At 62.5% G+C, this 13524-nt stretch carries 16 protein-coding genes and 1 pseudogene; 7 read left to right on the top strand and 10 right to left on the bottom strand.

Going from position 1 to position 13524, the window contains the following annotated elements; all coding sequences use genetic code 11:
• The first annotated feature begins 208 nt into the window (after window positions 1-208).
• Window positions 209-415 carry a hypothetical protein gene (locus NKI05_RS24260; protein ID WP_023672099.1) on the top strand — a complete coding sequence of 69 codons (207 nt, stop codon included), beginning with the start codon at window positions 209-211 and terminating at the stop codon, window positions 413-415.
• A 95-nt stretch (window positions 416-510) separates the two neighbouring features.
• Here the strand turns inward: NKI05_RS24260 and NKI05_RS24255 are convergent, their stop codons facing one another.
• The 4 genes from NKI05_RS24255 to NKI05_RS24240 form a co-directional block, all read right to left on the bottom strand.
• Complete coding sequence (locus NKI05_RS24255) at window positions 511-879, bottom strand: helix-turn-helix domain-containing protein (protein ID WP_023672100.1); 369 nt, start codon at window positions 877-879, stop codon at window positions 511-513.
• Window positions 879-1397 carry a Smr/MutS family protein gene (locus NKI05_RS24250; RefSeq protein ID WP_023672101.1) on the bottom strand — a complete coding sequence of 173 codons (519 nt, stop codon included), beginning with the start codon at window positions 1395-1397 and terminating at the stop codon, window positions 879-881. The genes NKI05_RS24255 and NKI05_RS24250 overlap by 1 nt, the downstream gene beginning before the upstream one ends.
• The gene (gene mltA, locus NKI05_RS24245; protein ID WP_023816129.1) at window positions 1394-2494 is read right to left on the bottom strand and encodes a murein transglycosylase A; all 1101 of its coding nucleotides are present in this window, start codon (window positions 2492-2494) and stop codon (window positions 1394-1396) included. Before mltA ends, NKI05_RS24250 begins: the two co-directional genes overlap by 4 nt.
• Window positions 2495-2573: 79 nt before the next feature.
• Window positions 2574-3278 (bottom strand): Tim44/TimA family putative adaptor protein, encoded by a 705-nt coding sequence (locus tag NKI05_RS24240; protein WP_023672103.1) that lies wholly within the window; start codon window positions 3276-3278, stop codon window positions 2574-2576.
• 196 nt (window positions 3279-3474) lie between these two features.
• Here NKI05_RS24240 and NKI05_RS24235 point away from each other — a divergent pair, with 196 nt between their 5' ends.
• Both NKI05_RS24235 and secB read left to right on the top strand, forming a co-directional pair.
• Window positions 3475-3975, top strand: coding sequence for an FxsA family protein (locus NKI05_RS24235; protein ID WP_023816128.1), 501 nt, complete (start codon window positions 3475-3477; stop codon window positions 3973-3975).
• A 139-nt stretch (window positions 3976-4114) separates the two neighbouring features.
• The gene (gene secB / locus NKI05_RS24230; protein ID WP_023672105.1) at window positions 4115-4615 is read left to right on the top strand and encodes a protein-export chaperone SecB; all 501 of its coding nucleotides are present in this window, start codon (window positions 4115-4117) and stop codon (window positions 4613-4615) included.
• A gap of 243 nt (window positions 4616-4858) precedes the next feature.
• On the opposite strand, the gene dnaQ is transcribed toward secB, so the two are convergent.
• The 5 genes from dnaQ to NKI05_RS24205 form a co-directional block, all read right to left on the bottom strand.
• Window positions 4859-5563 (bottom strand): DNA polymerase III subunit epsilon, encoded by a 705-nt coding sequence (gene dnaQ / locus NKI05_RS24225; RefSeq protein ID WP_023672106.1) that lies wholly within the window; start codon window positions 5561-5563, stop codon window positions 4859-4861.
• A 125-nt stretch (window positions 5564-5688) separates the two neighbouring features.
• The gene (gene coaE / locus NKI05_RS24220; RefSeq protein WP_023687592.1) at window positions 5689-6273 is read right to left on the bottom strand and encodes a dephospho-CoA kinase; all 585 of its coding nucleotides are present in this window, start codon (window positions 6271-6273) and stop codon (window positions 5689-5691) included.
• Window positions 6274-6300: 27 nt separating this feature from the next.
• Window positions 6301-7128, bottom strand: coding sequence for a shikimate dehydrogenase (locus NKI05_RS24215; RefSeq protein WP_023685038.1), 828 nt, complete (start codon window positions 7126-7128; stop codon window positions 6301-6303).
• Window positions 7121-7720, bottom strand: a complete 600-nt coding sequence (locus tag NKI05_RS24210; RefSeq protein ID WP_023685039.1) for a Maf-like protein — start codon at window positions 7718-7720, stop codon at window positions 7121-7123. The genes NKI05_RS24215 and NKI05_RS24210 overlap by 8 nt, the downstream gene beginning before the upstream one ends.
• A gap of 58 nt (window positions 7721-7778) precedes the next feature.
• Window positions 7779-8717 (bottom strand): pyruvate, water dikinase regulatory protein, encoded by a 939-nt coding sequence (locus NKI05_RS24205; protein WP_488505159.1) that lies wholly within the window; start codon window positions 8715-8717, stop codon window positions 7779-7781.
• 283 nt (window positions 8718-9000) lie between these two features.
• Here NKI05_RS24205 and hemE point away from each other — a divergent pair, with 283 nt between their 5' ends.
• The 4 genes from hemE to yddG all read left to right on the top strand — a co-directional run bounded on the left by hemE (window position 9001) and on the right by yddG (window position 13097).
• The gene (gene hemE / locus NKI05_RS24200) at window positions 9001-10032 is read left to right on the top strand and encodes a uroporphyrinogen decarboxylase (protein ID WP_023685041.1); all 1032 of its coding nucleotides are present in this window, start codon (window positions 9001-9003) and stop codon (window positions 10030-10032) included.
• A complete protein-coding gene (hemJ, locus tag NKI05_RS24195) occupies window positions 10032-10574 on the top strand; it encodes a protoporphyrinogen oxidase HemJ (RefSeq protein ID WP_023685042.1) in 543 nt (180 codons plus the stop codon). The genes hemE and hemJ overlap by 1 nt, the downstream gene beginning before the upstream one ends.
• A gap of 163 nt (window positions 10575-10737) precedes the next feature.
• Window positions 10738-12003 carry a transcription termination factor Rho gene (gene rho, locus NKI05_RS24190; RefSeq protein ID WP_023672113.1) on the top strand — a complete coding sequence of 422 codons (1266 nt, stop codon included), beginning with the start codon at window positions 10738-10740 and terminating at the stop codon, window positions 12001-12003.
• A 167-nt stretch (window positions 12004-12170) separates the two neighbouring features.
• On the top strand, window positions 12171-13097 hold the full coding sequence (gene yddG / locus NKI05_RS24185) for an aromatic amino acid exporter YddG (protein WP_023672114.1): 927 nt from the start codon (window positions 12171-12173) through the stop codon (window positions 13095-13097).
• A gap of 277 nt (window positions 13098-13374) precedes the next feature.
• Here the strand turns inward: yddG and NKI05_RS32275 are convergent.
• Window positions 13375-13517: pseudogene (locus NKI05_RS32275) on the bottom strand (DUF255 domain-containing protein); the annotation flags it as partial.
• Between the last annotated feature and the right edge of the window lie 7 nt (window positions 13518-13524).

Raw genomic sequence — 13524 nt, 5'->3', positions numbered from 1 at the left:
TATGACGGGGAGAAAGATGCTGCCATCGGTGATTTCGCCAATCGTCAACGTTGCAAAATAGTCGCCGGCAGGCGGATGAGGGCAGCGCTGCCCTCGAAATCTTATCTCTCGAAACGCCTCCTCAAAAAATTTCGCTACCTGCGTGAACCAAACCGTCTCCAGCGGCGACACACAGCCGTAAACAGAAACCCAACCATGGAGACTTCAAATGACTGCTTTCCTGCGTAATGCTTTCCTCGCCGCCATCGCGGTATCGTCCCTGGCCGGATCCGCTATGGCCGACCAGACCGGCTGCGCCAAGAACAACCAGTGGGGCAATCGCTGTTGCGATCTCACCTCGGACTGCCTGGGTGGCGGTCGCGGCGGCGATCATGACAGCACTGGCGGCCGTGGCGGCCAGGCCGGCGCGAAGTAATCTCGCTATATGCCCGCTGGCTAACGGCCGGCGGGCATCGCCTTCAGGATGAAATGCCGGCGCTATTGATGAGCATTCGTGGCCTTGGCGCCGCCCTACTTACGCCGCTCCAGTGCGGCCCGGATCGAGCCGGTGATGCGGGCAAGCTCGGCTTCGTCCAGCTTCTCGATGTTTTCGGCCAGGAGATTGGCCAACTCGGTGGCGGCAGGACTGAGGCCGGACGTATCGAGTCTCACCCGCGGATGTGAGGCCTCGGCCAGACGCGCCAGCTCTTCGGCATCGTCCCAGATGACGTTGAAATAGCCGATGATCTTCTGGATCAGCGTCCAGGTCGGCGCGCCGCGGCGGCCATGTTCCAGCGCCGACAAATAGGCGGCGCTGACTCCGATCGCCTGCGCCATGTCCTTCTGGCGCAAGCCGCGCTCGGCTCGAAGCGCCCGCAGTTTTTCGCCGAACGGCGTCATCAGCGGGTTCGCCTGAGTCGAACGTAGAGCGCGCCCGAACCGCCGTGGTTGCGGGCGGCGTGATCGTGGCTGGAGACCAGCGGCCGGAAGGCAGGCGTCGACAGCCAGGCAGGCACGGCGCGCCGCAAGACGCCGTCGCCGCCCGACGACGACCCTTTTCCCGTAATGACGAGGACATAGCGGATGCCGCCGGCATGGGCCCGGTGCAGGAACGAAAACAGCAGCGAATAGGCCTCGTCCTGGGTCATGCCATGCAGATCGACGCGGCCTTCGATCGGCAGCCGGCCCTTCTTCAGCTTGTCCAATGTCGGCTCGTCCAGCGCGTGCGATACATGCTGCGCCTTCGGCTTGGCGGCGAGGACCGGACCGACAGCGACCGGCGTCTGTGCCGGCTTGGGGTCGACGACGATGTCGGGAATCTCGACCGCGGTCCGGCCCTTCAGCGGTCGGGCGGTGCGCGCCACCAGGTTCCACAGCACCCGGTCGTCTTCGTTGAGTTTATCGGGGCGCTTGCTCATCGATTCGATTCCGAAACGAGAGCGCGTGGAACCAAGGCATAGAAATCGGCCGCATTGCGAACGACGCCGGCGATCTCGCCGGCCGCATCGCCGGAGCCGGCGAACAGATCGCCCCGCGCCGGTCCGGTGATGGCCGAGCCGGTGTCCTGCGCAATCATCAGCCGCCGGAACGGTTTTCCGTCGAAGGCGGTCAGCGACGGAGCGTCGATGTAGAAGGGGGTACCGAATGTGTGCCGCAGCCGGTCGACCGCGAGCGAACGGCCCGGCGTCAACGGCACCTTGGCGGCGGCGATAGGACCGAGTGCGGCATCGTCGACATCGGCTTCGCGAAAGAAGATATAGGAGCGGTTCTGCCAGAGGATCTCGTCGACGCGATCCGGATGCGCCCTGAACCAGGCGCGGATAGACTGCATCGTCACTTTTTCCAGTGGGATTTCGCCGAGTTCGGCGAGAATCTTCCCCGGACCGCTGAAACGTTGGCCGGATTTGGCGGCGTAGGTGACGCGGCAAAGCCGGCCGTCGGTCATCTTCAGCCTGGCCGCACCTTGCACATGGATGAAGAAGACGTCGACCTTGTCGGCAAGCCAGGCGATTTCCAGGCCTTGGCCGGCCAGCGCGCCTCTCTCGATCTCACTGCGGTCGAAATACTCCACCAGGCCCTGCGGCGTATCGCGGGCGAAGGCGACATAGTCGTCCATCCCTCGAGGACGGTTGGCATCATCGATGTCGACGAGATCGGAAGGCCGCTCCAGCAGCGGCACCGTGAATTCATCCGTGCGCACTGGTGAGGCCTCGACCTCCGGCTCGTAGAAGCCGGTGACCAGGCCGGGGTTTTCGGATCGAATCTGGACTGGGGCGAAATGGCGCTCGAAAAAACCCTTGGCCGCCGACCGATTCGCCGGCGAAACGGTGCGCGCCTCGTCATAAGCGCCGGCAAACGCGTCGAACCGGACGCCCAACGAACCGGTGCGGTAGGGCTTGTTCAGGACATGAAAGGCCGAACGGCGGAAGGCTTCGAAAGCGGGCAGATGGTCATCGAAATTCCAACCGGGAAGATCATCGAAGGACTTTTCCACGAAAAGCGGCGAGAGCGACACCTCAGCCTCGCCACTGCCGATGTTTGCCTGCATGTCGCTATCCCAAAAAAGCTGCCCGCACCGGGCGACATGCATAGGCTCAGTCTTCTTCCTCGGTGGCGACCAGCTTCCAGTTCGGATCGCGCGAGCGTGTGTCGCGGGCGAAGGTCCAGACATCCTTGACCTCGGCCACCGTCTCGGGATCGCCGTCGATGACGGCACCCGCCTTGTCGCGGGTCGCCGAAATCAGTTCGCTCACGATGCGCAGCGTGATGTGGGCCTCGCCGCCCTTCATCTCGGCCGAGACGATGTCGGCCTTGTCGATGCCGACGAAGGAGGACTGGATCTTTTCGGCTTTCGCCTCGCGGTCGCCAATCGCGGCAACGAAGCCGTCAAAAACCTCGCGCGACAACAGGTTCTTCAGCGTTTTTCGGTCGCCATCGGCATAGGCCATGACGATCATCTCATAAGCCATCTTGGCGCCGTCGACGAAGACTTTGGGGTCGAAGGAGGGATCATTGTCCTTGATCGCGCGCAGGCCCTTGTTGAGGTCGGTGTCGGGCTTGGCGAAGGCATCGATGGCCGCATAGGTCTCGGCAGCCGTCTCGCCCGGCATGCGCTTGCGTGGCAGCGAAACCACATTTTCGGGCTTCTGGGTCGCGTCCTTCTCGGTGCGGCTGGCCGTGTACGGATCGAAGGGCGGGCGCTCGCTGCCCGTGCGGCGGCCAAGCACGTTGCGCAGCTGGAAAAAGATCACCACCGCCGCAATCAGAAAGAAAATGGTGCCGAAGTCGAAGAATCCCATATCTTTCGCCAATCAATCCCTGACCTGGCCGGAACCGCCAGCCAATCGGGCGGCGGTCGCATGGCGTTAAACATGCAAAGCATATAGAACGCATGGCGCAATCATTCAAATCAAAGGCAGGCATACCTATCTAACGGCCTCAGTGCCAGCGGCGATTATGCGCCGCCCGGCAAACATGGAAACGATCGGTCAAGACTTGCGCATTTCCTTCCTTCCTCTGTTCCTGCTTGCGCTGCCGCTGCTGGAAATCGCCGGTTTCGTCATTGTCGGCCACGAGGTCGGGGCGCTGGCGACGGTCGGCCTGGTGCTGGCTTCAAGCATTGCCGGCGTGCTTCTGCTCCGGCACCAGGGTTTTGGCGTCATGGCGCGGGTCCGCGCCGAGATGGCCGGCGGCGGCGACCCCAGCCGCCAGCTCGCGCATGGCGCCATGATCGTGGTCGCCGCGATCCTGTTGATCATCCCCGGCTTCATTACCGATATTATCGGCCTGCTGCTGTTCCTGCCGCCGGTGCGCGACCTTGCCTGGCGCAGGCTCAAGGGCCGCATCGTCGTCGCGACCGATTTCACCGCCGGCGGTTTTCGCGGCAGGTCGCGCGACAAGGTCATCGACCTCGACGACGGCGACTATTCGCGCGAGGACGATTTCAACCGCGGTCCCGACCATAACTCGCCGTGGCGCCGCCTGAAGGACGACTGAATGTCGCCTTGAGGACGACTGACTATTGACCCCTTCCGGCCTGAAGGCGGCAAACCTTGTCTTGTCTTGCCGACCATGCTAGCCAACGCCCGATTTCAATTCGGTCAGCGCTGCTGTCCAGGCAAAAGGAACAAGGCTCATGGCCAGCAAAGATGACGCGCCGGTCGGCGCCGCCAACGGCAACGGCGAAACGGCGCAGCCGTCGCTCAACGTGCTTGCCCAGTATGTGAAGGACCTGTCCTTCGAAAGCCCCGGCGCGCCGAACTCGCTGCGCGGCCGCGACAAGGCCCCCGGCATCGCGATCAACGTCAATGTCAATGCCAACCCGCTCTCCGACAAGCAGTTCGACGTCAATCTGACCTTGAACGCCAAGGCGTCCTTCGACCAGGAAGTGCTGTTCAATGTCGAACTGGTCTATGGCGGCGTCTTCGCCATCGCCGGCTTCCCGCAGGAGCACATGCTGCCGATCCTGTTCATTGAATGCCCGCGGCTTTTGTTCCCGTTCGCCCGCCAGATCATCGCCGAAGCCACCCGCAATGGCGGCTTCCCGCCCCTGATGCTCGACCCGATCGATTTCGCCCAGATGTTCCAGCAGAAGCTGGCAGAGGACCAGGCGGCATCGAAGGTCAAGGTGAGCTGAAGGCAAGCGTCACGCGCATGAGTTGAAAGCCCGGCTTCGTGCCGGGCTTTTAGTATACTGAGATGCTGGCGGGACAGCACCCCCCTCTGCCTTGCCAGGCATCTCCCCCTCATCGCGACCATCGCCAACTTTAGACGTTGCAGGAATGGGCTGGAGCGGCGAAGCTGCTGATCTCCCCCCTTGAGGGGGAGATGGCCGGCAGGCCAGAGAGGGGTGTGACGGAACGCTACCTCCGCGATCCGTTCACCCCGCCGCCACCTTCAGCCACAGCGCCTTTTCACCCAGCGTCGCCACCAGCCCCGCATGCGCCGCTCGCTCGCCCTCAGTCAGGCGCGGCGGCAGGGCGATTGGCCTGGCGGCGATCGAGATGTCGATGTCGGCAACGTCGCCATTGCTGTTGAGCTGCACCACGACCGCGTCGAGGACAAGTGCGGCCTGCTTGCCGCCGATGAGTTCGATGTAGACCTCGGCCAGGAGCTCGGAATCGAGCAGCGCGCCGTGCTTGGTGCGGTGGCCGTTGTCGATGCCGTAGCGGCGGCAGAGCGCGTCGAGCGAATTGGGGCCCATCGGATGCTTGCGCCGCGCCAGCGCCAGCGTGTCGACGACGCGCCCGGTGTCTATGGCCGGCTGGCCGAGCCGCCCGAATTCCGTGTTGAGGAAGCCGATGTCGAAATTGGCGTTGTGGGCGACGAGCTTGGCGCCGTCGGTGAAGGCGAGCCATTCCTCGGCGATTTCGGCAAAGGTCGGCTTGCCGACGAGGTCGGCGGCGCTGATGCCGTGCACGGCTTGCGCCTCGACATGGACGGCGCGCCCCTGCGGATTGATGAATTTGTGGAAGGTGCGGCCGGTCGGGAAGCGGTTGACCAGCTCGACGCCGCCAAGCTCGATGATGCGGTCGTCGCGCATGTCGAGTCCGGTGGTTTCGGTATCGAAAATGATCTCACGCATAGAATCAACTCACTCCTGGAGGAGTAGAATCATGGAGCGCAACAAAATGGCAATGGGCAATGCCGACAGCCTGCCGTCAGGAGCCTTATGGGCGCGACTTATCCCCCAGGAGTTAGCAGGCGAGCTCAGCGCCCTGAGAGCTCGGCAATGATCGCGCCGACCGCGCTGCGGGCGGCGTCCATGCCTTCACCGGTGTCGATGACGAAATCGGCCTGCCGGCGTTTTTCGGCATCGGGCACCTGCTTGGCCAGGATGGCCGCCAGCTTTTCCTCGCTCATATCAGGACGCGCCAGCACGCGGGCGCGCTGGATATTGGCCGGCGCGGTGACGACGACGACCTTGTCGACACGGTTGCGGCCGCCGGTTTCGAACAGCAGCGGAATGTCGAGCACGACGAGCGGCGCGGCGGCGGCGCGGTGCCTTGCCAGAAAGGCATCGGCATCGGCCCGCACCAGCGGATGGACGATCGCCTCCAATGTCTTCAGCGCAGCAGCGTTGCCGAGCACGCGGCGCGCCAACTCGGTGCGGTCGACCGAACCGGCAATCACGGTGCCGGGAAAGGCCGCCTCGACGAGAGGTGCTGCCTTGCCGGCATAGAGGCGATGCACGGTCTCGTCGGAGTCATGCACCGGCACGCCGGCGTCGACGAACATTTTCGCCGTCGTCGACTTGCCCATGCCGATCGACCCGGTGAGGCCAAGCACGATCATCATTTTGCGCCCATCATTTGCGACCCATCATTTGGCGACGATGTCGGCGACGATCATCTGTCGCAACTCAGGCGTGACCTGCGGCTTCTTGCCGAACCAGCGTTCGAAACCGGGCACAGCCTGGTGCAACAGCATGCCGAGCCCGTCGACCGTCTTCAAGTTTCTCGCGCGGGCAGCGGCAAGCAGCGGTGTTTCCAGCGGCACATAGACGATGTCTGCGACAATGGCGTGAGCTGGCAGGCCGGCCGGATCGGCGGCCAGCGTCGCATCGCCATGCATGCCAAGTGCCGTCGTGTTGATCAGCAAGCCGGCATCGCCAAGCAAGTCGCCGACCGCGCCATGCGCCGAGACGCCGGCCCCGAAGCGGTCGGCGAGTTCCTGCGCCCGCGCCAATGTGCGGTTGACGATGCGGATATCTTTGATGCCGCGCGATTTAAGCGCGTGGATGACCGCGCGCGACGCGCCACCGGCGCCGAGCACCACGGCCGGAGCGTTTCTCTCCCAGCCCCGGGCATGCTCGTCGAGATTGCCGGCAAAGCCGATCCAGTCCGAATTGCCGCCCCACAGCACGCCGTCGTCCAGCCACAGCATGTTGACCGCGCCGATCATCTCCGCCGCCTCGTCGCGGCGCTCGACCCGGGCGAAGGCGACTTCCTTGTGTGGAATGGTGACGTTGCCGCCCTGATAGCCATTGGCCTGGAGGGAAGAGAGGAACTCGGGAAAATCGGCCGGCGCGACATCGATCGCATGATAGCTGCCGTCGATGCCGTATGTGTTCAGCCAATAGCCGTGGATCTTCGGCGAGCGCGAATGCGCGATCGGATGGCCGGTGACGAAAGCTTTTTTCTCAACCATCGATGGCTCCGAGCGCACGCAATTCCGCCAGCACCGGTAACAGCGGCAGGCCGACAATGGTGAAATAATCGCCTTCGATCTTTTCGAACAGCTGGATGCCTTCGCCCTCGATCTGGTAGGCGCCGACGCTCGACAACGCCTTGGCGCCGACGCGGGCCAGGTGCCGGCCGACGAAGGCCGGATCGAGCTTGCGCATGGTAAGGCTGGCGATGCCGACGTGACGCCACAGCACCTTGCCGTTGCGGCAGAGCACGGCGGCGCTGTTCAGCTGATGCGTCTTGCCCGACAGCGCCAGCAGATGGCGGCGGGCGCCTTCCATGTCGGCCGGCTTGTGGAACACTTCATCTCCCAGTGACAAAGTCTGGTCGCAGCCGAGCACCAGGGCGCCCGGTCTGCGTTCGCTGACCTCGGTCGCCTTGGCTTCGGCGAGTATCAGGGCGACATCTTCCGGCGACACACCGCTGTCCTGCAACGGCGCCTCGAGCGCACGCTCGTCGACATCGGCAGGCACCGCTTCGATGCCGAGCCCGGCATTGATGAGCATTGCTTTGCGGAACGGGCTGCCGGAGGCGAGGATGATTTTTTCGGTCATGGGTTCTGGGCCTGGTCGATAGTGGTTGATTGGGGCAGGAGGTCGCGTTGCCATCCCATCATCTATTCTTCCCCCGCAGGGCAACAATGGCTGCCGCGGTCTCTTCGATCGAACGGCGGCTGACGTCTATCATCGGCCAATTGTGGCGGGTGCAGATCTGGCGGGCATAGGCGAGCTCTTCGGCGATCGAGGCACGGTCGACATAATCGGTCGCTTCGTAGGTGCTGCTGTTGCCGAGCACGCGGTTCTGCCGGACATGCGAGATGCGTTCGGCGGTGGCGATCAGCCCGACGATCAGCGGCTTGGTAGCAGCGGCCAGGCTTTCGGGCACCGGCACGCCGAGCACGATCGGGATGTTGGCGGTCTTGATGCCGCGGTTGGCGAGATAGATGCTGGTCGGCGTCTTCGATGTCCTGGAAATGCCGATCAGCACGACATCGGCGTCGTCCATGTTGAGCGGCAGCTGCCCGTCATCATGCTCCATCGTAAAATTGAGTGCGTCGATACGGTGGAAATAATCGGCATCGAGCACATGCTGGGCGCCGACGCGGCGGCCGGCCGGCGTGCCGAGATAGGACTGGAACACGGTGAGGACCGGCTCCAGCACCGAAACGCAGGGCAGCCCCATGGCGGCGCAGCGCTCGTCAATACCGCGCGCCAGCTTCTGGTCGACGACGGTGTAGAGGATGATGCCCGGTTCCTCTTCTATGTCCTCGAAGACTTTCGCCACCTGCTTTTCGGTGCGGATGAGCGGATAGATATGCTCGATGGCGCGCGCATCCTTGTATTGCGCCGAGGCGGCTCGGCCGGCCGCCAGCAGCGTCTCGCCGGTGGCGTCGGAAATCAGGTGCAGGTGAAAGAAGCTCTGGGGTTTGTTCACAGGGGGCGCCTCAGGCTGTGGGCTTGTGTGGATAAACCGGGGCCGCAAAGGCGACCGGCTGGAGGCGACTGTATCAGAAGGCCAGTTGTCCACAATTCGATGCGCTGTCAGCTTCACTGTGCGGTTGGGGACAAATCTGGGGACGGGCGTTTTTGCCAGCGCTTCATCCACAGAGGCGGTTTTTCAGCGGCTACGTCAAACCATTGACTCCAGTGATGGAATCCTGGTCATCCACACTCTTTGACAATCCCGCGGAAGAAACACGCGACAAAATGCTGGCTGGCCTTTTCCAGGGCAAAGCGGGACAGGTGACAACCACCGATACCAACAGACTCTTAGAATCAGAAAATTCTAGAAATAGACTATTTAATTATAGAGAAGGCAGGGAAGAGAGCGCTCAATGCCCGAGAACCGCATCGTGCTGGACGTGCTGAGAGGCGAGGCAGTGTTTCCGCCGCCGCTCTGGATGATGCGCCAGGCCGGGCGCTATTTGCCGGAGTACCGCGAGACCAGAAAGCGCGCCGGGTCCTTTCTCGATCTTTGCTACAATCCTGATCTGGCCGTCGAGGTGACGCTGCAGCCGATCGAGCGCTTCGGCTTCGATGCCTCGATCCTGTTCTCGGACATTCTGGTCGTGCCGCATGCGCTTGGGCGCGATGTCCGCTTCGAGGAGGGCCGCGGGCCGCTGCTGACGCCAATCACTGCAGCTCAGATTTCGGCTCTCAACGGCGAAACGTTTCACGTGAATCTCGAACCCGTCTACGAGACGGTTCGCCGGCTGCGTGCAAGATTGCCTGACGAGACCACGCTGATCGGCTTCTGCGGCGCGCCGTGGACGGTGGCGACCTACATGATCGCTGGCCACGGCACACCCGACCAAGCGCCGGCGCGGCTGTTTGCCTATCGCGAACCGACGGCCTTCAAGCATCTCCTGAAAGTGCTCGCCGACCACTCCGCGGCCTATTTGATCCGCCAGATCGAAGCCGGTGCCGACGTGGTGCAGATTTTCGATTCGTGGTCCGGCGTGCTTGATGATGCGTCTTTCGATCAGTTCTGCGTGCAGCCGGTGGCGGAGATCGTCAGGCAGGTTCGTGCGGTTCATCCCGATGTTCCGATCATAGGCTTTCCCAAGGGCGCCGGCGCCCGCTACGAGACCTATCGTGAGAAGACCGGTGTCACGGGGCTGGGGATCGACTGGACCGTACCCCTGGCGGCGGCGAACGAACTGCAGCGCTCGGGTGCGGTCCAGGGCAACCTCGATCCCTTGCGGCTCGTGGCCGGCGGCAAAGCCCTGTCGGACGGCGTCGATGCGATCCTCAAGGCGCTGGGCGACGGACCGCTGATCTTCAATCTCGGCCATGGCATCACGCCGGAGACGCCGGTGGCACATGTCGAGGCGATGGTGAAGCAGGTGCGGAGCGCGACACGCTGATGGCTCAATCGGATAATACGCGCGGCAACAGCACTCGTGGGGCGATGATGCGCATGACCATCGGCATCGGAGTGCTGGTTGTTCTCACCGCACTTTTGTTTTTCTTTGCGCCTGAGGGTTTCTATCCCTGGGCGAAGGCAATCCATATCCTGGCCGTCATCTCCTGGATGGCCGGCATGCTCTATCTGCCGCGATTGCTGGTCTACCACGCCGACGCAGAGAAGGGGTCCGTCCAATCGGAGACCTTCAAGGTGATGGAGCGGCGTCTGCTGCGCGGCATCATCAATCCGGCGATGATCGTCACCTGGGTGTTCGGACTTTGGCTTGCCTGGAAAGTGTTTGGCTTTCACGGCGGCTGGCTGCACGCCAAGATAGGCTTGGTGCTGTTGCTGTCGGGCGTGCATGGCTATCTGGCCGGTGCTGTCAGGAAATTCGCCGAGGACCGCAATGAAAAACCGGCGCGGCACTGGCGAATCGTCAACGAGATCCCCACATTGCTGATGATCGCCATCGTCATCCTGGTTGTCGTCAAGCCGTTCTAGGCCCATTTCGGTCGACAAAACGCAGCTTGCTCTTTCCCCCGACCGACGATAAAAGACGGGTCTTCCTTCCCGTCATGCGCCGCCCTTGATTGCTTTCGGCCGCGCCCGGCATTTATCGCATCCAGCCGATATATTTTCCCCAAAGCAGATTCAGAGTCCGTCTATGCAAGAAATGAAACTCGCAGAGTTCAAGAACAAGAAGCCGCCAGAGCTGATCGCCTATGCCGAATCGCTCGAAGTGGAAAACGCCAGCGTCATGCGCAAGCAGGAACTGATGTTTGCCATCCTGAAGAAACTGGCCGCCCAGGACGTCGAGATCATCGGCGATGGTGTGGTCGAGTTGTTGCAGGACGGTTTCGGCTTCCTGCGCTCAGCCAACGCCAATTATCTCCCGGGTCCCGACGATATCTACATCTCGCCCTCGCAGATCCGCCGCTTCTCCTTGAAGACCGGCGATACCGTCGAAGGGCCGATCCGCAGCCCAAAAGAGGGCGAGCGCTATTTCGCCCTTCTCAAGGTCAACACGATCAATTTCGACGATCCCGAAAAGATCCGTCACAAGATCCATTTCGACAATCTGACGCCGCTCTATCCGACCAAGCGGCTGAAGATGGAGATCGACAATCCGACCGGCAAGGACATCTCGTCGCGGGTGATCGACCTGGTGGCGCCGATCGGCAAGGGACAGCGCGCGCTCATCAACGCGCAGCCGCGTACCGGTAAAACGGTGCTGATGCAGAATATCGCCCACTCGATCACGGCCAATCATCCGGAATGCTATCTGATCGTACTTCTGATCGACGAACGGCCAGAAGAAGTGACCGACATGCAGCGTTCGGTGAAGGGCGAGGTCGTGTCCTCGACCTTTGACGAACCGGCGGTGCGCCACGTCCAGGTCGCCGAAATGGTCATCGAAAAGGCCAAGCGCCTGGTCGAGCATGGCCGCGACGTCGTTATTCTGCTCGATTCGATCACCCGCCTCGGCCGTGCCTACAACACCGTTGTGCCGTCCTCCGGCAAGGTGCTGACCGGCGGTGTCGACGCCAACGCGCTGCAGCGGCCGAAGCGCTTCTTCGGCGCGGCCCGCAACATCGAGGAAGGCGGCTCGCTGACCATCATCGCCACCGCGCTGATCGACACCGGCAGCCGCATGGACGAAGTCATCTTCGAAGAGTTCAAGGGCACCGGCAACTGCGAAATCCAGCTCGACCGCAAGGTCGCCGACAAGCGCATCTACCCGGCCATGGACATTTTGAAGTCCGGCACCCGCAAGGAAGACCTGCTGGTCTCCAAGCAGGATCTGCAGAAGATCTTCGTCCTGCGCCGCATCCTGGCGCCGATGGGAACCACGGATGCGATCGAGTTCCTGATCGACAAGCTGAAGCAGACCAAGACCAACGCCGATTTCTTCGATTCGATGAACACGTAAGCTTCTCGTCGGCCATCGTTTCGCATTGAAGCCCCGTTCCGGGAACTGGGACGGGGTTTTTCATTGCGGGGGCAAACAGGTCGCATTTCCGACAGGGCGTGGCCTTGGGCGGCAATTTCCACAGCTGTCGTCATGCGAGTAATCGCGTCTCGAAGATCGGAAGCCGCATGGAGAAAACAATCCCGACCCTGATCGGCTTCTCGGCCATCCTGACATGGTCCTTCCTGGCGCTGCTTTCGACGGCGGCGGGACCGATTCCGCCCTTTCAGCTGGCGGCGATGACGTTTCTGCTTGGCGGGTTGGTCGGCGCGTCGAGCTGGCTTGTCCGTCCGGCGGCGATCAAGTCGCTGCGCCAGCCGTGGCAGGTCTGGGCGCTCGGCACAGCGGGGCTGTGCATCTACCACTGCGCCTATTTCTTCGCCATCCAGTCGGCGCCGCCGGTCGAGGTCAGCCTGATCGCCTATCTCTGGCCGTTGCTGATCGTCGTCTTTGCCGCCTTCCTGCCTGGAGAAAAGCTGAGGGCCCATCACATTGCCGGCGTCATGCTCGGCCTTGCCGGCGCCATTGTGGTGATCACCAAGGGCGGCACGATCGGACTGGCCAATGGTGTGATGAAGGGGCATGTCATCTCGCTGTTCTGCGCTTTCATCTGGGCCGGCTATTCGGTTTTATCGCGCCGCTTTGGCAAGGTGCCGACCGATGTGGTCGTCGGTTACTGCTTCATCACGGCTGCGGTCGCCTTGGTGCTGCACCTCACCCTTGAGACCACCGTCTGGGCACAGACGGCGACGGAGTGGAGCGCCATCGTCATCTTGGGCGTAATACCGCTAGGCGCCGGCTTTTACGCCTGGGACTATGGCTGCAAGCACGGGGACATCATGATCCTCGGCGCCCTCTCCTATGCCGCGCCCCTCTTCTCGGTCATCGTGCTTCTGCTGGCAGGCTTTGGTGTGTTTCACTGGTCGGTGGCTGTTGCTTGCATCCTGATCACGGTCGGAGCGGTGGTCGCGGCCAAGGATTTGCTGTTCGGGCCGCGGTCGCCATCCATTGATGCGACGCCGCTTCCTTCGGCGTTGGACGGAAACACCGGTTGACCTGCCGTCGCAACAGCGGCTCGGTTCCTACGGATCCGGCGCCACGGGCAGGATAGCCGGTGCATAGCTCCGGTCTGCCGGTTGGCGGCCGGATGCCACTGGCCAATGTTCGATCGATTCGCATGCGTTCCGATCGGGGCGACAATATCGGCGTGACGCGGGTCGGGATTCTGATTCGCAGCCGGAACGAAGCTTGCCTGTCGGGGGCGAAGGATCCAGCTTCACGGCTCGGGGCCAGGCACAAGCGTTAACGATGCGGCCTGCGTAGGGCTTGCTGGCCCGCCCAGAACTGCTTGGCGTCGGAATTAGGACCCGCCTGCTCGCACATGGATGACAAGGCGGCTATACAGATTTGGTAATGTCCGGCCGCTCCTCGCGATCGACCTTGATATTGACGAACAGCCGGTTCATGACGGCCGCATACTGT

Origin of the sequence: Mesorhizobium sp. M0771 (assembly GCF_040320155.1) — a bacterium.
Taxonomy (GTDB): Bacteria; Pseudomonadota; Alphaproteobacteria; order Rhizobiales; family Rhizobiaceae; genus Mesorhizobium.
The sequence above is the reverse complement of the archived record's forward strand: the minus strand, read 5'-3'. Positions and strand labels throughout refer to the sequence as shown.